This is a genomic window from Shewanella sp. BF02_Schw, assembly GCF_014596695.2.
Lineage (GTDB): Bacteria > Pseudomonadota > Gammaproteobacteria > Enterobacterales > Shewanellaceae > Shewanella.
The window spans coordinates 97,419-123,031 of sequence record NZ_JABKAW020000003.1; the positions used below are offsets into that span (position 1 = coordinate 97,419).

The 25,613-nt window shown below is 40.7% G+C and carries 14 protein-coding genes; 9 read left to right on the forward strand and 5 right to left on the reverse strand.

Annotation, left to right across the window (positions count from 1 at the left end):
- Position 1: 1 nt before the first annotated feature.
- The gene (locus HNW13_RS13150; RefSeq protein WP_174839635.1) at positions 2 to 1,228 is read right to left on the reverse strand and encodes a response regulator; all 1,227 of its coding nucleotides are present in this window, start codon (positions 1,226 to 1,228) and stop codon (positions 2 to 4) included.
- A 37-nt stretch (positions 1,229 to 1,265) separates the two neighbouring features.
- On the reverse strand, positions 1,266 to 2,387 hold the full coding sequence (locus tag HNW13_RS13155) for a beta-ketoacyl-ACP synthase III (protein WP_101088058.1): 1,122 nt from the start codon (positions 2,385 to 2,387) through the stop codon (positions 1,266 to 1,268).
- Between the two features lie 385 nt (positions 2,388 to 2,772).
- Between HNW13_RS13155 and cysK the strand changes: the two genes are divergently transcribed.
- Positions 2,773 to 3,738 carry a cysteine synthase A gene (gene cysK / locus HNW13_RS13160; RefSeq protein WP_101088056.1) on the forward strand — a complete coding sequence of 322 codons (966 nt, stop codon included), beginning with the start codon at positions 2,773 to 2,775 and terminating at the stop codon, positions 3,736 to 3,738.
- Positions 3,739 to 4,052: 314 nt separating this feature from the next.
- The gene (locus HNW13_RS13165) at positions 4,053 to 4,946 is read left to right on the forward strand and encodes a LysR substrate-binding domain-containing protein (RefSeq protein ID WP_162022785.1); all 894 of its coding nucleotides are present in this window, start codon (positions 4,053 to 4,055) and stop codon (positions 4,944 to 4,946) included.
- 66 nt (positions 4,947 to 5,012) lie between these two features.
- Here HNW13_RS13165 and focA read toward each other — a convergent pair whose 3' ends face one another.
- Positions 5,013 to 6,620: a formate transporter FocA gene (focA, locus tag HNW13_RS13170; protein ID WP_243756298.1), complete on the reverse strand. Its 1,608-nt coding sequence runs from the start codon at positions 6,618 to 6,620 to the stop codon at positions 5,013 to 5,015.
- A 1,593-nt stretch (positions 6,621 to 8,213) separates the two neighbouring features.
- Here focA and HNW13_RS13175 point away from each other — a divergent pair.
- From HNW13_RS13175 to pflA, 4 genes are all read left to right on the forward strand, one after another.
- On the forward strand, positions 8,214 to 11,087 hold the full coding sequence (locus HNW13_RS13175; RefSeq protein ID WP_101088049.1) for a TonB-dependent receptor: 2,874 nt from the start codon (positions 8,214 to 8,216) through the stop codon (positions 11,085 to 11,087).
- Between the two features lie 651 nt (positions 11,088 to 11,738).
- Positions 11,739 to 13,271 (forward strand): DUF3360 family protein, encoded by a 1,533-nt coding sequence (locus HNW13_RS13180; RefSeq protein WP_162022783.1) that lies wholly within the window; start codon positions 11,739 to 11,741, stop codon positions 13,269 to 13,271.
- 406 nt (positions 13,272 to 13,677) lie between these two features.
- On the forward strand, positions 13,678 to 15,960 hold the full coding sequence (pflB, locus tag HNW13_RS13185; protein ID WP_101088045.1) for a formate C-acetyltransferase: 2,283 nt from the start codon (positions 13,678 to 13,680) through the stop codon (positions 15,958 to 15,960).
- Between the two features lie 78 nt (positions 15,961 to 16,038).
- Positions 16,039 to 16,776: a pyruvate formate lyase 1-activating protein gene (gene pflA / locus HNW13_RS13190; RefSeq protein ID WP_101088044.1), complete on the forward strand. Its 738-nt coding sequence runs from the start codon at positions 16,039 to 16,041 to the stop codon at positions 16,774 to 16,776.
- A 53-nt stretch (positions 16,777 to 16,829) separates the two neighbouring features.
- Here pflA and yfbV read toward each other — a convergent pair whose 3' ends face one another.
- Positions 16,830 to 17,273 (reverse strand): terminus macrodomain insulation protein YfbV, encoded by a 444-nt coding sequence (gene yfbV, locus HNW13_RS13195; protein ID WP_124730408.1) that lies wholly within the window; start codon positions 17,271 to 17,273, stop codon positions 16,830 to 16,832.
- A gap of 222 nt (positions 17,274 to 17,495) precedes the next feature.
- Between yfbV and ackA the strand changes: the two genes are divergently transcribed.
- Positions 17,496 to 18,698 (forward strand): acetate kinase, encoded by a 1,203-nt coding sequence (gene ackA / locus HNW13_RS13200; RefSeq protein ID WP_192115949.1) that lies wholly within the window; start codon positions 17,496 to 17,498, stop codon positions 18,696 to 18,698.
- 62 nt (positions 18,699 to 18,760) lie between these two features.
- Positions 18,761 to 20,911, forward strand: a complete 2,151-nt coding sequence (gene pta / locus HNW13_RS13205) for a phosphate acetyltransferase (RefSeq protein ID WP_124730406.1) — start codon at positions 18,761 to 18,763, stop codon at positions 20,909 to 20,911.
- A 268-nt stretch (positions 20,912 to 21,179) separates the two neighbouring features.
- On the opposite strand, the gene topA is transcribed toward pta, so the two are convergent.
- Entirely contained in the window at positions 21,180 to 23,819 is a 2,640-nt protein-coding gene (gene topA / locus HNW13_RS13210; protein WP_192115950.1) for a type I DNA topoisomerase, read from the reverse strand.
- Positions 23,820 to 24,210: 391 nt separating this feature from the next.
- Here topA and astB point away from each other — a divergent pair, with 391 nt between their 5' ends.
- A complete protein-coding gene (gene astB, locus HNW13_RS13215; RefSeq protein ID WP_124730404.1) occupies positions 24,211 to 25,545 on the forward strand; it encodes an N-succinylarginine dihydrolase in 1,335 nt (444 codons plus the stop codon).
- The last annotated feature ends 68 nt before the right edge of the window (positions 25,546 to 25,613 follow it).

Consider the following 25,613-nt stretch of genomic DNA (forward strand, 5'->3'; position numbering starts at 1 on the left):
CTTACTGAGAAACAACCTTATTGCGACCTGCATTTTTAGCTTTATACAGCAACTCATCGGCACGTTGCAGTGCATGGTCTAATGTTTCATTACTCAAGGTAGACACGCCGCAACTAAATGAAACAGACAAATCCCCTGCCGAGGTCATTATCGGGTTGCTTTCACATTGTTCCCGAAATTTATTCACTAGTAGGCTAGCTTTAATGGCATCTAAACCTTTAAAAGCAACAACAAATTCTTCTCCACCAAAACGCGCTACAGTAAAGTTAGCTCCAAAGGCGTTTTCTAAGCGTTGCACAAATTCAATTAACACTTCATCGCCGACATCATGGCCATAGGTATCATTGATTTTTTTAAAAAAATCAATGTCTAATAGTGCCACTGATAGCAGTTTCTGTTCCGAATCATTTTGTTGGTATTGACCAAAAAAATAACGCCGAGTGTAGGCTTTAGTTAAATAATCACGATTGGCTTTACGCCACAAATTACGCATCATATCGAGTGAATCAAGGGTGTTAAGCACTCGACAATGAAACTCTTCATGCACAAACGGTTTTTGTAAAAAATCATTAGCGCCGTTTTTAATAAACTTTGCCGACAAACTTTCATCATTGTCATTAGACAAACCAATGATAGCGATATCTTCACGGTTAAACTGCTCACGTACCCGCAAAACAAGTTCAACACCATCAACCTTTGGCATGTTGTAATCAGTAATAAGCAACTGAATATCAGGCTGCGCCTCTAATACGGCTAATGCTTCTTCACCATCATTGGCTTCAATAACTTTGAACAAATGCTGTTCAAGTAGCATTTTTACAAACTTACGACTCACCAGCGAATCATCTGCAACCAATACTTTAACGTCTTGATTGCGATAAAGTCTGTCAATTAACTTGACCACATATTGATAACTGTGACGTTTATCTTTTGGGATATAGTCAACGATGCTGAGTTTCAAGATTTCTCGACGTTGAGCAGCATCTAGATTACTAGTCAGTACGATACAAGGAGTCGAATACGATGCCACTAACTTGACAATATCGCCGTCAGAAGCATCGGGTAAATTTAAATCTGCAACCACTACAAAATATTGATTTTTTTCTAAAAAAACCAATGCACTCGACATATCAGGTGCGATATCCACATGGTATCCAAGATCCTGAACAATCATGTGTTTTAATATTTTCGATACCGTGGTGCTATCTTCTACAATCAACACTCGCAATATGGTCACCTTTATTATTGTCTCGTACTCGAGCTATCTAACACTTTTCAAGTACGATACTACCGATAGAGTAGCCTGCACCAAATGAGCACAACAAGCCTAAATCACCTGTTTTAAAATCGTGGTTAAATTTATGAAAAGCAATAACCGATCCCGCAGAAGCGGTATTGGCATACTCATCTAATACAATAGGCGCTTGAGTTGGTTCAACATTATCACCAAGAAGCTTCTTCACTACAAACAAATTCATGTTTATATTGGCTTGATGAAGCCATAAGCGCTTAAATTCTTCAGGCTTTATTTGTTCATCGGTAAATTGTGCGTCCAAATGCTGGTAAATCATCGGCAGTAGTTCTTTAAATACTTTACGACCTTGCTGATGAAACAGCTTATCTGCCGTGGTTGCATTTTCAGGGTCGCAGCGATTAACAAAGCCAAAGTTACTGCGAATATTACTAGAATATTCGGTTACACAGCGCGTAGACAACACGTTAAAGGCAAGTTTTGATGTAGATAACTCTTCGCGTTCAACCACGACTGCAGTAGCAACATCACCAAAAATAAAATGGCTATCGCGATCGCGAAAGTTGATTTGCGGCGAGGTTAACTCAGGATTAATGACCAACACTCTATTAGCTGTGCCGCCACGAATAGCGTTAACGGCATTCACAATCGCAAACGTAGCCGATGAACATGCCACTAACATGTCATAGGCAAAGCCCTTGGTGCCCATAGCTTGTTGGATTTCAATGGCAATAGCTGGGTAAGCTCGTTGGGTATAAGCACACGCCACAATAACCAAATCGATATCTTCAGCCGTTAAGTTTGCTTGTTGTAATGCTTGGTTCGCAGCTTCAATACCCATCTCGGCTTGCATAGACAAAGACTCAGAAGGTCTATCTGCAATTAATGGCATCATAATATTGGTATCAAGAATACCGTCTTTTACCATGACATAACGGCTTTTAATCCCAGAGGCTTTTTCGATAAACTCACTTGACGAATATGCCAACGCTAGCGTGGTCCCGGCCTCAATTTCGGCCGAATGCTGTTGATTAAACTGGTCAACATAACTATTGTAGCTATTAACTAATTCGTCGTTAGAGACACTGTAAGGTGGTGTATATAAACCACTGCCTGAAATCACAACTTTATTCATTTTACTCTACCATTTTTAGTGAATGAGTTAGCGAAAGTTCATTGAGCGCCAAATACATCGATATGGATCACTGAAGGTTTTAACATCGCTTATCGACGACCTTACTGATCAATTGCGTGGCACGACAGAGAAACATTTTGCTGATTAACGCTATTCTAGTATTTTATGATTTAATCTCGTCATACTAAATTAAATTTGTTTGATGGTCAGACCATTGAGTGATGACAATTGACTCCAAAAGCCTAATATAGCAGCATCTATAGGGTTTTTAGAATAAAAATAAACCCCTTAATAACTAAAAAGCATAAAGAAGAACAAACTTTCACTTCTAAATCCTGCTGAGCAGATTATGATTAGACGATGCAACCATAGGAGCAAATAATCCATGAGCAAAATTTTCGAAGATAATTCATATACTTTAGGCAACACACCGTTAGTTCGTTTAAACCGCGTTAGCAACGGTAAGGTGTTAGCAAAAATAGAAGCACGTAACCCAAGCTTTAGTGTTAAGTGTCGTATTGGCGCCAACATGATTTGGGATGCTGAAAAGAAAGGTATACTCACCAAAGATATCGAGTTAATTGAACCTACATCAGGTAACACCGGTATTGCACTTGCTTATGTTGCTGCAGCACGTGGTTACAAATTAACCTTAACCATGCCAAATACCATGAGCTTAGAGCGTCGTAAGCTACTGAAAGCATTAGGTGCAAACTTAGTGCTCACAGAAGGCGCTAAAGGTATGAAAGGTGCCATTGATAAGGCTGAAGAAATTCGCCAATCTGCGCCTGAAAAATACCTAGTGCTTGGCCAATTTGATAATCCTGCTAACCCTGAAATACACGAAAAAACCACTGGTCCAGAAATCTGGAATGATACCGATGGTGAAGTTGATGTATTTGTGGCCGGTGTTGGTACTGGCGGAACCTTAACAGGTGTAAGCCGTTATTTAAAAGCACAAGGCAAAACCATTACCTCTGTTGCTGTTGAGCCAGTTGATTCTCCGGTTATTGCGCAAGCATTAGCAGGCCAGCCAATTCAGCCAGGTCCACACAAAATCCAAGGTATTGGCGCAGGTTTCATCCCAGGCAACCTAGATTTATCTATTATTGACCGCGTTGAAGCGGTAACCAACGAAGAGTCTATTGAAATGGCTCGTCGTTTAATGAAAGAAGAAGGTATCTTAGTCGGTATTTCTTCTGGTGCCGCGGTTGTGGCTGCAAATCGTATTGCTGCATTACCAGAGTTTGCTGATAAAACTATTGTGGTTATATTGCCTTCAGCTGCTGAACGTTATTTATCAACGGCGTTATTTGCTGGTGAGTTTAGCGATAGCGAAAACGTACAGTAATAGATTGCTTGAATAGACTCTACATTTGTCTATTATAAAAACCAGCTTCGGCTGGTTTTTTGTTTCATCTCCATAATAAAGCCTAAACGTTGTTCAACTAAAAAGCATCATGCTCATCGCATATATTGCTAACTCCTTGTCTAATTTCGATAAATATTTATTTATTTATACTAAAAACTAAACCTCAGTTGCAAAGTTGATATAAGTCGCTTGCCTATGCAACAGCCTTCCGTTTTACTTATTGAAGTAAACACTAGTAAACATCAATTTTATTGATACTTAAATGATTCATAAAACGGAGCTATTACGCTGATATGAAATACTCGCTTAAACAAATTACCGTTTTTGATGCTGTGGCCAGTCTTGAAAGTGTTAGCGCAGCTGCCAGAAAGCTATCGATGACCCAATCAGCGGTGAGTATGTCACTTTCTCAGCTAGAGAATTTACTAGACCGTCCGCTGTTTATTAGACAAGGCAACCGACTAACCCTAAGCCATTGGGGCAATTGGTTAAGGCCCAAAGCACGCCAATTACTTCAAGATGCACAACAAATTCAATTTGGCTTACACGAACAACACATAATTAGTGGTCAATTTAAGTTATGTTCGAGCCAAACTGCAGCAGAATATTTATTGCCAAACTTAATCAGCAAAATTGATAATGATTTTCCAGAATTAAGGATTGATCTTGAGGTTGAAAACACCGAACACGTTGTTGAAGGATTAATTAACTACGACTATGACCTTGGTATTATTGAGGGGCGTAACGACGATAGCCGCTTACATCAAGAAAAGTGGATTGATGATCATCTTGTGGTAGTTGCCGCGCCGCACCACCCTTATGCCAATGCTGAAAAAATTAGTTTAGCGCAATTGGAACAAGCAAAATGGGTGCTTAGAGAGCAAGGTGCTGGTACCAGACGCATTTTTGAAGGAGCTATCCACGGTGTGCTTGAAAAACTCAATGTGTGGAAAGAATACGAACATGTACTGCTGTTAAAGGCATTGGTCAGAAATGGGTCTTACTTAAGCTGCCTGCCCCATATTACCGTAGAGCAAGATGTTGCTGAAGGTAAGCTGGTTATTATTGATACACCACAGCTTAACCTACAGCGTCAATTGTCTTTTGTATGGCGCAATGATGCGGGTGATAATCCGCTTCGTGATTGCGTCCTAAATGAAGCAAGACGCATGAGTAAAACGCTTTAATGGTATTTGATAACGCCTTTACTTAACCATTAGATGGCTTGTGAAAGGCGTTATCGATTGAGTTGACTATCCCATCACCGAACAAATTTTAGTAGCTATCTGTTCTCGAGTAATAACTCCAAGCAATATTCCCTCATTTACAACAGGAAAACTACTCGGTTTATTCGCAGAAGCATGTCTTAAACGTTCTTCATAACTCATAAAGCGGCTACCGGTATACATTCCGCTAGCGGTAACAGGAAACAACTTCTCTCTGTCGACAACCATTAACTCAACAAGATCGGCAATTTTATCGTTGCCAGATACGGTCATCACTTGCGTCTGCATTAAATCAGCAACATGACTGTTAATGTGTTTGTTATATTCTTCTGACCATAAGCATCTTAATAAATCTTGTTGAGATACAAATCCTAATAAGCGATTTTGTTTGTCGACAACTGGTGCTCCTCGTTCTTGCGCAGCAGTGAGTTGCATCAGTCCTTCATGAATAGAGAGTTCTGGTGATAATGTAAAAGGTGTCGCTTGCATTAATTCACTGACAGTAAGATTAATAATTGATTTAGGCATAGCAGTTCTCCCATTCGTTTTTAGCGAAGGTGTAAGGTTAGATTCATGGTGAATTTGGGTTAATACTGAATGTGATTTAGAAAAATCTGTGGTCGATTGACTGACCATTGGTCGACTTGATATTGGTACGTTAGGTATTGGCTTATCTGAATTAGGCTGGTTAGAAGCAGACTTATTTGACATAGCCTGGTTTGACATAGCCTGATTTGAAATAGCCTGGTTTGACATATGCGCGTCAATCGCCGGAATACATTCAGCTAATGCCAACGTGGCTAACGCCATAGGCGCTGTATGATTAGCATTAGAGTGCTTTAATCGTTCGATCATTAAATAAGCAAGACCGACAAATAACGCACCGCCGACGATGTTGCCTAACGTGACAGGAATAAGATTATTAAACAGAAAATGCATTATTGTGATATCAGCAAACTGGCTTGCGGGTACACCAATAGCGTTAAAGAAATCCGCCGATGCAAATTGTTGCAACATGATCCCCAGCGGCACCATAAACAAGTTAGCGATACTGTGTTCAAAACCACTGCTGACAAACATGGCAACGGGTAGCATCAGTAAGAAGGCTTTGGTTAGTACGTCTTTACTGGAAAACGTCATCCAGACACCTAGGCACACCAAAACATTACATAATATGCCCAAAATAAATGCTTGGCTCCAATCATGATGTATTTTGTGTTGCGCAATATTTAATGCATTCAAGCCCCATTGACCATCATTGAGCAGGTGCATTTTAGCCCCTAAAATCAACAACAACATCAACATAGCGCCAATGAAATTGCCAACATAGACCCGAGTCCAACACATCAATAAATCTCTAGTAGTAACCCGTTTTTGAGCCCATGCAACACTGCTTAAGACTGTGCTGGTAAAAAGTTCCCCCCCACAAATAACCACTAGAATTAACCCTAAGCTAAACGCTAAACCGCCAATAAAGCGCACTTGCCCCCAAGGACCAATTGTTCCAGTCGTTACCGTAATATAAAAAACAAAAGCCAACGCAATAAAAGCACCGGCAAAAATAGCTAAACCGAATGACTCAAGGTGCGACTTAATGACTTTAGATTGCCCGTATTGTTCAGCTTGCTGGCACATGTTGATAACTGCACTATTCGCAGCGTCTTGTGTGTAAGCACTCTGTATCGGCACTGTTGAAGTTTTTGTTGTTAAAGCAGTCATAAACTACATTCCAAATAAACTAATGGTTATTCTTTGGCTGCAGCATAAATATTGTAGGAACAGTGAGACATGTATTATCACTCTACTATTCATGGCGGCCTTCTTGTCGAAACATAAGACTACCTTTGAAATAATCAGAATAAAATTTGATAATAATGATGGCAACCATCAATAATATTGATTCACAATTCGTAATACCAACATCTGAAAAAATAGAATGATACCGATGGTAAAGTTGATGGAAGAGTTAATGGAAGAGTTGATGGATTGATCACTGATACTGGTATTGGTATTGGTATTGGTATTGGTATTGGGACTGATACTGATATTGATGTAAATGTAGATGTCAGCACTGATGTGCAGTAACGGTTATTCGTAGTTATCTCGCGATGCAATGTAAACCATTATGTTTGCGGCTGTTGAGTCTGTTAAATCAGTATCGTGTCAGCTTTTATACACTTAATCCGCAGTTACCCCAAAGTAATGTCGCAGGTTCATCGTTGTAATCTTAGACCTAACTATTATTGACTGAGCTAAAACGGTAACCCGTGCAAAGTCTATCTATACTGCTCACCGTTAATGAAGAGCAAGATATCATAATGGGTATTTACTCTGTTTCCGCTATTACGATAGATAATCATATGCCTACACTTGCCAATAAAAAACGGCAGTAGCCATAATTTATGTCGCAGCGTTCTATCTACATGAGGCTTTATCATCGATGTTATTTGCTGATTTATTTTGTGATTATAAAAACCTACGGTAGTGAATTAGGATTTTATTAGCCATTACAAATGATGGATAGTGTTCAATATTAATGGTGCTTGTGGATAGTACTTATGGATAGTACTTATGAATAGCGCTTATTGATAAAGTATCTGCAATGTTTCTTACTAGTCTTTTTTGTTTATAAAAAACTCATCTATGACAATCATCTATGACAATCAACATCATGCTAAACATAATAACGAAGCGCATAAAAAATCACTTAAAAATCATTAATATTCAAATAATGAATAATAATCTATTATCAACGAAGGTCAAAACCTAGATTTTTTTACGTAAAAACCACATTAATTAAACTCATGAAAAAAAGTTATAATATGTTAAATCGGTAATTTACCTAAAAAAAACGCTAGGTTATAATTTTTCATATAAAAATTAAAAATAATTTATGAACATTTTTTTAACAAATTAAATTTCGGCAGCCACAAACAACACAACAAACCAATATATTAAAAACCATTTATTAACAACGCAAGCTACTTGAAATAACATTGTAATCTTGATACTTACATTATTACAACTTATTGGCGCTTGTGATATCAAATTGTTAATCAAAATGAGCTTAATTGTATATACCCAGCTAATTACCAACCTGATGGCCTGATATTGTTTTTTTATTTAGGTGTGCTTATATCGATAGCTGTGTAACTTTGTTTCATTTTTATATTAAAAATGATCTGAATGATTACACCATAATAAAAAAACATTTTAGGGAGTTAAAATATGCAAGTTAATTCGCATTTAGCCAAAGCTATTCGCTTTGCGCTAATCAGTGGTGTCGCTGTTTCTGCAGCAACCACATTCAATACCTTTGCAGCAGAAGATCAAGCTAATCCAGCATCAACTGTTGAAAGAATATCGGTAACAGGCTCACGTATTATTCGTGAAGGTGCTGTTGCACCAACGCCGGTTACAGTAATTACTGGCGACGAGTTATTATCAACTGGTGTAACAAATATTGGTGAAGCGCTAAACCAATTACCTGCACTAGGTAACACCTACTCACTTGCCAACTCAGGCCGCTTTATTGGTACTTCGGGTCTTAACTTGCTCGATTTAAGAAGCATGGGTACCGCCAGAACACTCGTGTTAGTGGACGGTAAACGCCATGTATCAAGTTCTGCAGGTACTTCTTCAGTCGACGTCAATACCATTCCAAGTGTATGGATCGATAGAGTAGAAGTGATTACCGGCGGTGCATCTGCAATTTACGGTGCTGATGCGGTAACCGGTGTTGTAAACTTCATTTTAAAGAAAGATATTAATGGCTTAGATGTATCAGCAACCAAAGGTTGGGCTGACGATAGTGGCCACAATAAAGACCGTTTCTCATTATCTTATGGTTCTGATTTTGCACAAGGTGATGGTAATGTTGCCTTTGCGGTTGAATACAGCGCTCAAGAGCAATTAAGAGCATTTGATCGCGATCAGACTTCAACTGCTTTTTCGAGCCTAGCAAATAAAAACCGCACTGAAGATAACAATGACCCATCAGATCCAGACAAAATATGGACTCCTAACGCCGGTCACTACACGATTAGTAATGCCGGTACCTTCAATTTAGATGGTTGGAAAAGCTTTAATCCTGATGGCTCATTAAGCGATGTTTATAGCGGTCAAAATGTTGATGGTATTCGTTGTGCAAATTGTGATGTCACTAACTTAAACCAGTTTGTCGAATTACAACCAGAATTCGAACGTTACAATATTAACTTTAAAGCAAACTACCAGCTTAACGATAATCATAACGTTTATTTTGAAGCTAAATACGTTAACAGCCAATCAACAGATGAAGGCCAACCGGCATTTTTCTTTGGTAACCCGGTCAACGATATCAAAATTGATAATGCTTTTATCAATCCTGAGCTGGTTGCTTTAATGAAAGCAAACAAAGATAGCGACGGTAATTCAGCGCCATTAGATACACTTAATATTCGTCGTTTTATGACGGACTTGGGTGCGCGTATTGAAGATGATACTCGCGAAACTCAACGTTATGTTATCGGTCTTGAAGGTATAGTATTCCAAGATTGGGATTACGATGCCTATGCTATTTATGGTCAAACTGATTTAGAGCGCGTTAATAAAAATAACTTAATCTATGACAATTACACCAACGCCCTTGATTCTGTATTAGAAAACGGGATTGCAGTATGTCGTGATCAGTCAGCTAGAGATGCAGGCTGTGTGCCAGTCAACATTTTTGGTTTTGGCGCGCCAAGTCAAGATGCTATTAACTATATTAATACCGCTTCAACTGGTACATCGATTATTAAGCAAACCGTATTAGGTGGCTCACTAACTAACTCTAGTTTATTTGAATTACCTGCCGGTTATGCAGGCTTCTCTACTGGTGTTGAATACCGTAAAGAAGAAAGTGAGATATTTGAACCTTCAAATGCAGCAGGTACTTTCTTCAATGCATTGGGCGAAGATAAAGGCGATTTTGATGTAAGCGAAATTTTTGCTGAAATCACGCTTCCTTTGCTAGCCGATTTACCAATGGTACGTCAGCTAGACTTAGATCTTGCAATACGTTTTGCTGATTACAGCACCATTGGTAATGCAACAACATGGAAAACGGGCTTAAGCTGGGAAGTTGATGATCAGATCCGCGTTCGTACTACATACTCAGAAGCTATTCGTGCACCTAACATCAGTGAGCTTTATGGTGCTGCAAGCCAAACATTCTTCTCTGTAGATGACTCTTGTCGTGCTAAAAACTTAAATGATCTAGCTGATCCAACTCAACGCCAGGCTAACTGTGCGGCGCTAGGGATCCCTGCTGGTTTTGACGCTGATTACGACGATAAAACCCTTGAAGGATTAAGTGGTGGTAATCGCGAGCTAAAAGCAGAAGAATCGAAAAGTTTCACGTTAGGAATTGTTTATCAACCTGATTTTATTGATGGATTATCGATCACTACCGATTATTGGAATATCGAGATCGAAAATGCAATCAGTGCTGTTGGCGCCCAAGATATTATCGACCGTTGTGTTGATTCTCCATCTGGTGTGAATAACGAATACTGTAGTTTGATTACTCGTGATTCAACTAGCCACGAAATTACTCAAATTAGACAGTTCTCGTTAAACATTGCATCTCTTGAAGCTGCTGGTATCGACTTTGATATTGGTTATAACTTTGAAGCCTTTAGTGGTGATGTACGCACTAACCTTATTGCGACTCGTCTATTAAAACGTAAAGACTTTTCATTCCAGGATGAACCAGATACGTTTGAAGAACTTGCAGGCACGGCAGGCTATGCTGAATGGCAAGCAAACTGGAGCCTAAGTTACTCAATCGATAGCTGGGATGTTAGCTGGAGAACGCGCTATGTTGAGGGTGTAAGCCTTTATACTGATAAGGAATTAGCCTTAAACGCGAATCCTAATAGCAACATGGAATTTGACGATTACTTTATCAACGACATGGCAGTTGCATACAACTTCGATTCAGGTATTCGTTTGAAGTTTGGTATCGATAACGTGTTTAACCGTGAATTACCATACGGTTATACAGGTACTGATACTACAAGCTCAGCTTATGACAACGTAGGTCGCTTCTTCCATACTACAGCCTCTTATAAGTTCTAAACTATTCGTTATAAGCGATAGGTTTATTGATACAACGGCATCTTCGGATGCCGTTTTTTTTATCCATTCATGTTTATCAATTTCATGCTTCTCAAGTACTGACATTATCAACCACCAAAGCCAATCTTACTTTCCTTCAGCCAGCACTCGACCAATTTATTTTGTAACCACCATGGTAGCTACTGCAGCGGTCATTTCTCTATAATTCTTAATAATCCCGTAGACAAGTCTTAAATATAATTGAATAATAATTATACCCAGTATCAATTATATTGATGTGACACAATATTCTGAAATGAGTATTGCTTACGAGGTGAGTTATTAGGCAAATTTACTGATCTAATTTTGCTGTTAACTTGTTATCCAGCTCTCACTTCTAGTAAACAAAACATCAACTTTCTTGATACCAAGTGATGCAATCTCAACGCTATGCTAAAATCCACAAGGTAAATTGGTCTTACCAAAAAAGATCGTAATAAGGACATCACTGTAATGCTTCCCTAATAAAGGCATCGCAGCTGAGCAAAGTGATAAGAGCCATTGCGGCTCACCGGCAAGCTGCTCTTACGGACATAGCCATCACTTCAAAGGAACACACTCAAACTTCATCATTTGATGGATTAACCTGTTCTTTTCGGAGAATGAGAAATTATGTCAGACACAGTCAGTAATTCAGATACACAAGCTCAAGAAGCAAGCTACAGCGAGCTTCACCGTCCTGCTAGCGAGTTTGACACTCGCGATGCCTATCTAGAAAATGAACTCAAGATAATGAAGCCCAAACGTTGGGGACTCAACCTTCCTGGACGTGATTTTCGTTTTGAATGGGAAGACTTAGTCCCAGCCATCGCAGGAACTATTGGTATTACTGTGATGTATTCTGCAGTAATGGCAGCTTGGGCTGCAGGTTTAAGTGAAAAATGGGATCACGTCAATCTTGGGGCAGAATTTGCTATCCAGATTGTCCGTGTAGAAATGCTCATCCCAGCTTTACTCTTCTGTATTATTAGCTCTGGTTTTATTAATCCAAGAGCAAACCTTGGCGGCAACCATGGACCAATGATCCCGTTAATTGGTACCATCGCGCTCGCTGGTGCTCATCCATTAGCGTTAGCAATCCTCATTGGTATATTTGGCTTGATTTTAAGTTATTTCAAAGGGGGCTCGAAACTGGTTAACCTCACCAGTAGCGGTGTGGCCGGCGGTTTATTGGTGTTCTTAGGATTTATGGGAGCTAAAAGTCAGATAGGTTCGTTATTTGACTGGGCAGGAGGACTGCAAGCCAAGCACAGTCTTGACTATTCACTCGGTTATGTTGCATTTACCATCTTGTTAATCAATGTCATTATTTATGCAGCATTAGCCAAATACGGTAAACGCTGGTTAGCGATTCCATTGTGTTCTATTGCAGCAGTTACTCTGGCATTTGGCCTAGGCGCAGGCTTAGATTTACAATTTACTACCGCTCCAGGCATCCCAAATCTCAATCCGGTTTATTGGTGGGGTTCAACTGAACATGGTTGGCAGTTAGGCTTACCAAATGCAGCTCATTTTATTGCATCATTACCATTCGCAATTCTGGCTGTTGCCATGTGGTCACCAGACTTTCTTGGTCATCGTATTTTCCAAGAATTAAATTATCCAAAAGGCGCTGAAAAAGTACTGATGGATGTTGATGACACGATGACAACTTGCTCAGTAAGACAGATCGTCGGTACTGCCGTCGGTGGCGGTAATATTACCTCATCATGGGGAACTTACATGATCCCAGCGGCTATTGCCAAACGCCCTATTCCAGCTGGCGCTATCCTACTCGGTAGCTTGTGTATTATTGTGGCTATCATTGGTTATCCTATGGATATCACGGTGTGGCGCCCTGTTATGTCGATTGCGCTTTTAGTTGGCGTATTCCTGCCGTTATTAGAGGCAGGTTTACAGATGGTTAAAGACACGACGAGTAGCCAAGCCGCAGGTATCTGTATTTTCGCTGCATTTGTTGCCAACCCAGTATTAGCTTGGGCGTTAACCATGTTACTTGATAATAATGGCTTAATTGGTGATAAAGAGCGTCCTAAAACCTTGTCATTTGCAGACCGTATCGTTATCCCAAGCCTAGCCTTTGTGATTTGTTTGGCGGCGATGTTAGCAGTAGGCATGATCGAAGGGATTCCAGCGTTGCTATAATCTAGTCATGTTCGGTAATACCATCAATATAAAAGCGAGATCGGCAATGGTTTCGCTTTTTATTTGCCAAAAATTGCCGCGGGCTACTCCAAGTTATAAACAGATATGTTAGCCAGTTAACACTTTTGATCATCCGTTAGCGAAAGCTGCCGATATCGTCATTATGCTGTGCTATTATTAACCCATGGATAATTGGTCTTACCAATTAGATCATTAACAGAAACAATATCGATTAGCGTCATTACACAAGCCAGGCGGAACATTTCTGCCATCAATGTCGCAGAAGATGTAAACGGCTCAGTCTAGCGAATCTACCTAGACGACAGAATGTAAACACTCAACGGATACCAACACTTTGTGTTAATTGTGATGACATCCGTAGAAAATCAACCAGAGGGTTAAGTAAATGACAGATAAAACCGAACTATTTGCCAACGCGTGGGAAGGTTTCGTAGCTGGCGATTGGAAAACTGAAGTTAACGTACGTGACTTTATCCAACAAAATTACACACCATATGAGGGTGATGAATCATTCTTAGCAGGTGCAACAGATGCAACATTAACTTTGTGGGACAAAGTAATGGAAGGCATCAAGCAAGAGAACCAAACTCATGCTCCAGTCGATTTCGACACAGAAATGGTTTCAACCATTACCTCTCATGATGCTGGCTATATCAATAAAGACCTTGAAACTATCGTTGGTTTACAAACTGAAGCGCCATTAAAACGTGCCATGCTGCCCAACGGTGGTATTCGTATGGTTGAAGGTTCATGTAAAGCTTATGGCCGTGAACTTAACAGCGATGTGAATTACGTTTACTCTGAGTTACGCAAAACCCATAACCAAGGCGTGTTTGATGTTTATACCCCAGAAATTATGGCTTGCCGTAAATCAGGTATATTAACAGGTTTACCTGATGCCTATGGTCGTGGTCGTATTATTGGTGACTACCGCCGTATTGCTTTGTACGGTATCGATTACCTAATGAAAGATAAGTTTGCCCAATTCAGCTCACTGCAAGCGCAGTTTGAAGCTGGTGAAGACTTATCAAGTGTGATCCAATTACGTGAAGAGATTTCTGAGCAACATCGTGCTTTAGGCCAAATGAAAGTGATGGCAGCTAAATACGGTTGTGATATTTCTGTACCCGCCAAAAATGCTAAAGAAGCCATTCAATGGACTTACTTTGGTTACCTTGCTGCAGTAAAAAGCCAAAATGGCGCGGCAATGTCACTGGGTCGTACCTCAACGTTCATTGATGCTTATATTGAACGTGACATTAAAAATGGTGTTCTTACTGAGCAGCAAGCACAAGAAATGGTTGACCATTTCGTGATGAAACTACGTATGGTGCGTTTCCTGCGTACACCTGAATACGATGAACTATTCTCAGGCGATCCAATCTGGGCAACTGAATCTATCGCTGGTATGGGTCTTGATGGTCGCACATTGGTGACTAAATCAAGCTTCCGTTTCTTGCATACCTTGTACAACATGGGCCCAAGCCCAGAGCCAAACATTACCGTGTTATGGTCTACAAGATTGCCACAAGGTTTTAAAAGTTACTGTGCCAAAGTATCAATTGACACTAGCTCAATTCAATACGAAAACGATGACTTAATGCGCCCTGACTTCGAGTCAGACGATTACGCCATTGCTTGTTGTGTTAGCCCAATGATTTTGGGTAAGCATATGCAGTTCTTCGGTGCTCGCGCTAACTTAGCCAAAACCATGTTATACGCCATTAACGGTGGTGTTGACGAAAAGCTTAAAACCCAAATTGCACCAAAAGCGGACCCAATCACTGCTGATGTACTTGAGTTTGATGATGTTATGTCACGTCTTGATGGATTAATGGACTGGCTTGCAACGCAGTATGTGTCTGCGCTTAACGCGATTCACTTTATGCATGACAAATACTCTTACGAGTCTGCGTTAATGGCATTACATGACCGCGATGTGCGCCGTACAATGGCGTGTGGTATTGCAGGTTTGTCAATTGCTGCCGATTCATTGTCAGCGATTAAGTTTGCTCAAGTTAAGCCTATTCGCGATGAAAATGGTATTGCGGTTGATTTTGACATTCAAGGTGACTATCCAAAATTTGGTAACAATGATGCTCGTGTAGATGACATTGCTTGCGATTTAGTTGAACGTTTTATGGCGAAAATTCGCACTAAAAAAATGTATCGTAATGCCATTCCAACACAATCAATCTTAACCATCACTTCAAACGTGGTTTATGGTAAGAAAACCGGTAACACTCCTGACGGTCGTCGTTCAGGCGCTCCGTTTGCGCCTGGTGCTAACCCAATGCATGGTCGTGATGAAAATGGTGCAATTGCTTCATTAACATCAGTGGCTAAACTGCCTTTTGCCCACGCACAAGATGGTGTTTCTTATACTTTCTCTATCGTGCCAAATGCATTAGGTAAAGATGATACGGGTCGTCGTACTAACTTAGCGTCATTGATGGATGGCTACTTCCTAAGCAAGCCTAACCGTGAAGGTGGTCAACACTTAAACGTTAACGTGATGAACCGTGAAATGTTAGAAGATGCGATTGTTAATCCGGATAAATATCCACAATTAACTATTCGTGTATCGGGTTATGCCGTTCGCTTTAATGCGCTCACCCCTGAGCAGCAGCAAGACGTGATTACTCGTACATTTACTAAAAGTATGTAGTCTCTGCTAAAATTGGCTGTATCGATGTGTAACATCTTATCGATACAGCCTTTTTTATACCCATTTTAAGGAACAACAATGACGTTAGGTCGCATACATTCAGTGGAATCATTCGGAACCGTTGACGGTCCAGGAATTCGCTACATCGCTTTTATGCAAGGTTGCCTTATGCGCTGCCAATATTGTCATAATCGTGATACATGGGATCTAGATGGCGGTAAGGAAGTTTCTGTTGATGAAATAATGAGCCAAGTCATTTCATATCAACCCTTTTTAGACGCCAGCGGTGGTGGCATTACAGCCAGTGGTGGTGAAGCAATTTTACAAGCTCAATTTGTCAGCGAACTGTTTAAAGCCTGCAAAAGTCAGGGTATACACACTTGCTTAGACACCAACGGCTTTGTGCGTAAATACGAACCCGTAATAGATGAGTTGCTCGACAATACCGACTTAGTGTTACTGGATATCAAACAAATGGACGATGCCAAACACATCGAACTGACTAAAGTCAGTAACCATCGAACACTACAGTTTGCGCAATATCTTACCAAACGAAATATTAAAACCTGGATCCGTTATGTGGTTGTCGCTGGATTTACTGAAGATGTCGAATCAGCCATCGCATTAGCTGAGTTCATTAAACCGATGAGCAATGTTGAAAAAGTTGAATTATTGCCTTATCACCCGTTAGGGGAACATAAATGGCAAGCTTTTGGCGAAACGTATACTTTGGCAGATATTTCACCGCCAAGTACAGAAATTATGCAGAGAATTCAGCAGGTGTTTGTTGACCGAGGTATTAACGCTACATTTTAGTCACAATAACAATAAACAGATGTAAATTAGCATCGGCTTATACATAAGATGAATTATAATTCGTCCCAGTAACTTTGATCTAAACGTTCAAAAGCCAGTTTCAAAATAGCGGCCATATCTGAATAACAGGCACTAGCGCCTAATGGCTGACAATAAATACCCATCTCAGTTAGTTTTGCACTGAGTTGGTTGCCCCAATCAAATAACGATAAAGGCAGTGGATGGCGTGCTCGCCAACCTAACCATAACAAGCCTTGTAGTGGCAAGCTGATAAAAAATAACAGCATCGTTAATGCCTGTGGTAAATAATCCCAGCCCAATACATAAAGCTGGCTGGCCGCAACGACTAATGCCAACACAGGCATAGCAATTATCGCTAATTGAGTTGCTTTAACGACGCGGTACTCTGGGAAATAAAAACCCAGTTGCCTAACCATTGGCCAGGTCTTCATATAACGTTGACCATCGCCAAGTAATTTAACCAGATTCATGTTCAATATAAGGCTACCTTTACTGCTTAGGACATGAGTGTAACGTTAACATAATACAGTGTCAGGCCCAAAATGCACTGGCCGATTGGCCACTATAATGATTTAACTTATAGTGCAAATCAGAAAAAGAACACCGAAGTATGGCGTTTATGAATAAATCATCATAAACCTTAATCAAAATGGAATTTTACTATTTTATTTAGTTTCATTGACTTAAAAGGCGTTAACATGTCAGACAAATTAGTACTCGTGCTCAACTGCGGTAGCTCATCATTAAAATTTGCCATCATTGATGCCCAATCAGGCGATGATAAAGTTTCTGGATTAGCTGAATGTTTTGGTTTAGAAGATTCGCGCATTAAGTGGAAATTTAATGGCGGTAAGAATGAAGCCAAATTAGGTGCCTTTACTGCGCATCGCGAAGCGGTAGAATTTATCGTTAATAACATCTTGGCAGAACATCCAGAACTTGCGGCACAAATTAAAGCCGTTGGTCACCGTATCGTCCATGGTGGCGAAAAGTTTACCCACTCGGTTATTGTTACACCGGATGTCATTCAGGGTATTGAAGATTGTGCATCGTTAGCACCACTGCATAATCCGGCGCATTTAATTGGTATTCGTGCCGCCATAGCCTCTTTTCCTAACTTGCCACAAGTGACTGTGTTTGATACTGCATTTCATCAAACCATGCCTGAAAAAGCATACATCTATGCCCTTCCTTACAAATTGTATCGTGAACATAGTATTCGCCGTTATGGCATGCATGGTACGAGTAATTTATATATCTGTCGTGAAGCCGCCAAAGTACTAGGTAAAGAGATTAAAGACACCAATATTATTTGTGCTCACTTGGGTAATGGCGCGTCGGTAACGGCCATTAAAGGCGGCAAAAGCGTTGACACTTCAATGGGCTTAACCCCACTTGAAGGTTTAGTCATGGGTACCCGTTGCGGCGATTTAGACCCATCAATTATTTTCCATTTAGTTAAACAACTTGGCTATACCCTTGATGAGGTCAATAACCTACTAAATAAGCAAAGTGGTTTACTGGGTATTTCAGAGCTCACCAATGATTGTCGTGGTATTGAAGAAGGTTATCAAGACGGTCATAAAGGGGCTACATTAGCTTTAGATATTTTCTGCTATCGTTTAGCCAAATATATCGCCTCTTACACTGTGCCATTAGGACGTCTAGATGCCATTATCTTTACTGGCGGCATTGGCGAAAACTCAGACCTTATTCGCGAGAAAGTCCTTAATTTATTAGCAATCTTTAACTTTAAAGTTGACGACAACTTAAATAAAGCGGCTCGTTTTGGTCAGCAAGGTATTATTACCCAAACAGATAGCCCTATTGCTATGGTCATCCCGACAAATGAAGAGTGGGTTATTGCCGAAGATGCTATTAAGCTTATCACAGCTAAATAAGCAGCCTATTCGGTCTTATATTCGGTTAATTAACATGAACAATACGCACACAAGAGGTCGTCATGTCTCGTAATATTATGCTTATTCCAATCGGTATTGGAGTGGGATTAACATCACTTAGCTTAGGTATGGTTCGCGCACTAGAACGCAAAGGCGTTAAAGTGCAATTTTTTAAACCTATTGCGCAAATTCGATTAGGTGATACCGGTCCAGAACGTTCAACCACTATTTTAAGCACTTCTCCAACCGTTAATCCGTTGGAACCATATTCAATGGATCATGCTGAAGCGTTAATCCGTTCAGAGCAAACTGATGTCCTACTGGAACAGATTATTGCCCGCGCAGCAGAATGTGCCAGTAATACTGAAATCCTAGTGGTTGAAGGCTTAGTACCAACACGTAGCCACCCATTTGCTGATGACATTAACTATGAAATTGCCAAAGCATTAGACGCCGATGTTATTTTCATCGCAACCCCTGGTAACGATACGCCTAATGGATTAATGAATCGATTAGAAATCGCCTTTAACTCCTGGGGTGGACAGAAAAATAAACGTTTAATTGGTGCTATCATCAATAAAATTGGTGCCCCCGTTGACAACGAAGGTCGTACACGTCCTGATTTATCTGAAGTATTTGATGATAAGAATATGAACGCCGTAGATAGCTCAGGAATGTTCCAACTTCCGGGTAAAAGTCCGCTGCGTATATTAGGGAGTGTGCCATACAATTTAGAGCTAATTGCCCCGCGCGCATCTGATTTAGCCAAGCACTTAAATGCTAAAATAATTAATGCCGGTGAAATGCATACTCGTCGTATGCGCCGTGTAACATTTTGTGCTCGTAGCCTCCCTAACATGGTTACTCACATTAAAACAAATTCATTATTAGTGACCTCAGGCGATCGCTCAGACGTCATTGTATCAGCCTGTTTAGCCGCGATGAACGGTGTTAAAATTGGCGCGTTGTTGCTTACTGGGGGCTATCCACCTGAACCTGAAATAATGAAGTTATGTGAGCAAGCTTTTGAAACAGGCTTGCCAGTATTTTTAATTGATTCAAATACATGGCAGACCTCACTCAACATCCAACGCTTTGATCATGAAGTGCCTGTGGATGATGCGGTGCGCGTTGAAAAAGTGCAAGAATACGTTGCTAGCCATATTGACCAAACATGGATTGAAAGCGTCACTCAAGATTCGCCACGTGAACACCGATTATCACCACCGGCATTCCGTTACAAGTTAACTGAACTCGCGCGCGCGGCACGTAAAACTATCGTGCTTCCTGAGGGTGAAGAGCCTAGAACGGTTAAAGCTGCATCTATTTGCGCTGAACGTGGGATTGCTCGTTGTGTGTTGCTCGGTAACCGTGAAGAAATCCTCCGTGTAGCATCACAACAAGATGTTATTTTAGGTGACGGCATCGAAATCATTGAGCCAGAAAGCGTGCGTGAAAAGTACGTTGAGCCTATGCTCGAATTACGCCGCAGCAAAGGGCTAACTGAAGTCGTTGCCCGTGAGCAACTTGAAGACAACATGGTGCTTGGTACCATGATGCTGGCACAAGATGAAGTAGATGGAATTGTATCAGGTGCTATTCATACTACTGCACATACTATTCGCCCACCATTGCAATTGATCAAAACGGCACCGGGTTCTAGCTTAGTGTCGTCGATTTTCTTCATGCTGATGCCAGATCAAGTACTAGTGTATGGCGATTGCGCCATTAATCCTGATCCCACACCTGATCAGCTAGCCGATATTGCAATTCAGTCTGCTGAGTCAGCTAAAGCCTTTGGTATTGAGCCTCGCGTTGCGATGATCAGTTACTCAACAGGCACCTCTGGCACCGGTTCTGATGTGGATAAAGTACGCGAAGCCACACGAATCGCCAAAGAAAAACGTCCTGACTTGATCATCGATGGTCCATTGCAATACGATGCGGCTGTGATGCCAAACGTTGCGCTCTCTAAAGCACCTGACAGCCCTGTCGCAGGTAAAGCAACCGTATTTGTGTTCCCAGATTTAAACACGGGTAACACAACGTATAAAGCGGTACAGCGTAGTGCTGATTTAATCAGTATCGGGCCAATGCTTCAAGGTATGCGTAAACCGGTTAACGATTTATCACGCGGCGCTCTAGTTGATGATATTGTCTACACGATTGCATTAACGGCGATTCAAGCAGCACAGAATAGTGAGAAAAAATAACCTCAGGTATTTCTGTGTAATGCTGTTGTTAATTTATAATAAATGACCATTAAAAAGCACTGATATCTATCGGTGCTTTTTTGTGTCTAATATCTTAGTTTGCTCGCTTGTTTGCTTGTTTGCTTGTTTGCTTGTTTGCTTGTTTGCGAAAGCATGTCCCTAAGCGGTTCATTATATAAAAATAAATAAACCATTTGTTGCACAAACAAAAACGCTACCCAATTGGGTAGCGTTTATAACGAGCATTATGCATCAATCAATACTAAAGTTATTTCTTCGCTTTTTTCTTGGTTGATTCACTTACCCATTTACCGCCGATAAATTTAGAAGACCAACCGGTGGCTTTGCCGTCAACTTCAGTAGCAACGTACTGCTCTTTAGTCTTACGGCTAAATTTAACCGAGGCTTTATTGCCTTCATCATCTTCGACTGGCGCATCAGCAAGATACGCATATTTAGGCCATAACAAATCACGATACTGAACTAACTCTTCCACTAACGGTGCACGTGTTTCACGCGATTTAGGGAAAGTACTGGCTGCTAAAAATATCCCAGCAGCACCATCACGAAGCACAAAATGCGCATCCGATTTAGTACATTTTAATTCAGGTAGAAAAATGGGGTCTTCTTTTGGAGGCGCCGCTTCACCGCTTCTCAGCAACTTACGGGTGTTTTTACACTCGCTATTGGTGCAACCAAAATACTTACCAAATCGACCATTTTTAAGTTCCATATTATTGCCGCAACGATCGCACTCAATAATTGGACCTTCATAACCTTTAATCTTAAATTGTCCGGCTTCAACTTCGTAACCATCACATGACGGGTTATTACCACAAACATGCAATTTACGTGTTTCGTCAATAAGATAACTGTCCATCGCGGTACCACACTTACCACAACGATGTTTAGCACGTAACGCTTCCGTTTCGCCATCTTCATTGTCGCTTACCGCTTCTTCACCTGGGGTTAAGTTAAGCGTGGTCTTACAACGTTCTTTAGGGGGTAACGCATAACCAGAACACCCTAAGAATACCCCTGTTGAACCAGTGCGAATACCCATTGCACGGCCACAGGTTGGACACTTAATATCGTCTGTGAGTACCATTTCATTGGGGCGCATACCGCCTTCATCTGGATCTAACTCGGCCAACAATAATTGCTTGGTAAAGTCACCATAAAAACCATCGAGTACTTTTTTCCAGTCCAGCTTACCTTGAGCAACATCATCTAATGTTTGCTCCATGCTAGCAGTAAAGTCATAGCTCATTAACTCTTTAAAACTGCCTACTAAACGCTCGCTGACAATCTCACCCATTTTTTCAGCAAAGAAACGACGGTTATCAACTCTGACATAACCACGATCCTGAATGGTCGAAATAATCGTCGCATACGTTGAAGGACGACCAATACCGCGCTTCTCAAGCTCTTTAACCAAAGAGGCTTCGCTGTAACGTGGTGCCGGCTTAGTAAAGTGTTGTTTTGGCGACAAGGTTTCAAGCACTAACTTGTCACCTTTTGCAACGACTGGCAGTGTCTTATCTTCTTCGTTTTTCTTACTCACTTGTGGCTGAACACGAGTCCAACCATCAAAACGTAAGGTACGGCCACTGGCTTTTAATTCGTAATCAGCCGCGGTTACCGTTAAACGTGTTGCATCATATTGAGCAGGTGTCATTTGACACGATACAAATTGACGCCAGATAAGCTCATACAAGCGCTGAGCGTCTCTTTCCATATCGGTTAATGATGCAGACTGCACTGCTACGTTTGACGGTCTAATCGCCTCATGCGCCTCTTGAGCACCTTCTTTACTGCCATAACGAATAGGTTCAGCTGGTAAATACTTATCACCAAATTCAGAACTAATCATTTCACGTAAATTTTCAACCGCTTCTTTACTCAAATTGGTTGAATCGGTACGCATATACGTAATGTGGCCCGCTTCATACAAACGCTGCGCCATCATCATGGTTTTCTTAACACCAAAACTAAGACGAGTACTGGCAGCTTGCTGTAATGTCGACGTAATGTAAGGGGCAGAAGGTTTGCTTGAGGTTGCTTTATCTTCACGCGCAGTGACAACATACTTTGCATCACGCAACGCATCGACAGCAACTTTAGCTTGCGCTTCATTAATCGGTTCAAATGCAGCAGATTGATATTTCATCACCTGCATTTTTAAGCTAGCGGCGGTAGGTGTATTTAATTCAGCATGGATATCCCAAAACTCTTCTGGAACAAACGCTTTAATTTCACTTTCACGCTCTACAACTAAGCGAACCGCAACCGACTGTACGCGCCCAGCTGATAAACCACGAGCGACTTTTTTCCATAATAATGGTGACACCATAAAGCCAACAACGCGGTCTAAAAATCGACGTGCTTGCTGGGCATTAACCATATTAGTGTCAAGCACAGACGGTTTACTAAACGCCTCTTGAATCGCGGTTTTAGTAATTTCGTTAAACACAACTCGCTGATACCGTGAAGGATCACCACCAATAATTTCCTGTAAATGCCAGGCAATGGCTTCCCCTTCACGGTCCAAATCCGTTGCGAGATATATTTGGTCAGCATCTTCAGCTAACGCTTTGAGTTCTTTAACAACTTTTTCTTTACCAGGCAGGATTTGATACTTAGCCGCCCAGCCTTTATCTGGGTTAACACCCATTCGCGCCACAAGCGCTTGCTTGTCTCTGATTAGCTTGTATTTAGCTTTTTCTTCAGGAGATAATTTCTTAACTTCTGCTGCGGTTTTAGTCACAGTTGTACCGTCAGAAGTAGACGAAGTTGGTAAGTCACGTATATGACCTACACTCGACTTCACAATGAAGTCTTTACCAAGATATTTATTAATTGTCTTGGCTTTGGCCGGCGATTCGACAATAACTAGCGATTTACCCATAGTTTTATTTGCGCCAAAAAGTCTCGAAAAAAAGAAAATTGATTCCATATATAGAGGGTTGAGACAATAGTTTCAAGTTAATCCCTCTTTTATACGGCTGGTAAGTCATTTTTTAAGCAAAATTTATTCAATAATAAAAAATGTAAAAAATAATATGCGTTTTTTAAACGTAATTTTTCACTTAATGATACTTGCGAGCACCTTCAGTGCATTTTTAGTCATTTATACACATTTGTACAAATTAACCACACCTTGTTAACCCTTATAGCTTCAGTATACTGGGATTAAATTAGCGTTAACTGACATGAGCAATCACGTTCCTTTTTTATAAGTAACACAAATAAGTGCAACAACAATAATAATTATTCACTAAAATTTTCAAGGATCACGAATGAAGCATTTTGAAGCGAACTTTGATGGCTTGGTTGGACCAACCCATAACTATGCCGGATTATCATTTGGTAATGTGGCCTCATTTAGTAATGCGGCCCAAACATCAAATCCTAAAGCGGCAGCTAAGCAAGGTTTGCAAAAAGCCAAGTCATTAGCAGATTTAGGTATGGTGCAAGGGGTATTAGCCCCACAAGAGCGCCCAGACCTTTACACATTGCGTCGAATTGGTTTTTCTGGGTCTGACGCTGAGGTTTTACAAAAAGCTGTTCAGCAGGCTCCTGCGCTACTTAATGCTTGCTGCAGTGCATCAAGTATGTGGACAGCAAACGCGGCTACCGTATCACCTAGTGCCGATACACGTGACGGTAAGGTTCATTTCACCCCGGCTAATCTTGTTGATAAATTACACCGCAGTATCGAACCTGTTACCACAGGTCATATTTTACAGGCTACGTTTAATAATGATCGCCATTTTAAACATCATCAACATTTACCAGAGCATGCCAGTTTTGGGGATGAAGGTGCAGCAAATCATACTCGCCTATGTGCTGAATACGGCCATACCGGAGTTGAATTATTTGTTTATGGTCAAACAGCAACCAATCCTAACGCACCTAAACCTAAAAAGTATCCTGCCCGTCAAACATTAGAAGCATCACAAGCTGTTGCACGTCTTCACCAACTTGAAGATGAAAGTTGCGTGTTTATGCAGCAAAATCCTGATGTAATTGACCAAGGTGTATTTCACAATGATGTCATTTCTGTTGGTAACCAAAATGTGCTTTTTTATCACGAACAAGCGTTTTTGAATACTGAAGCAAAATTCGATGAAATTTGCCGTAAAATGAACACTGAAATGCATTTTGTCAAAGTAGCAACCAGCCAAGTTTCTATCGATGATGCCGTCCGAAGTTATTTGTTCAACACCCAAATAATTACCTTGCCGTCAGGTGAGATGGCCATTATTGCGCCAACAAATTGCCAAGAAAACCCTGCAGTATATGCTTACTTAAATGAACTCGTTACCTTAGGTACACCAATCAAAAAAGTACACTATTATGATGTGAAACAAAGCATGCAAAACGGCGGCGGTCCAGCGTGTTTACGTTTACGAGTCGCTATGAACGAACAAGAAGTCGCTGCAGTTAATCAAAACACATTAATGAATGACGGTTTATTTACGCGCTTAAATACCTGGGTTGATAAGCACTACCGCGACCAGCTTACCGTAAGCGATCTAGCTGATCCGCAATTAATTATCGAATCACGCACCGCATTAGATGAACTCACACAAATATTAAAATTAGGTAGCGTGTATCAGTTCCAACGATAACGTTTTAAAAAATTCAAACTCAAGACATGCCGTTGACAAAATCAACGGCATTTTTTTATGCCAATAAC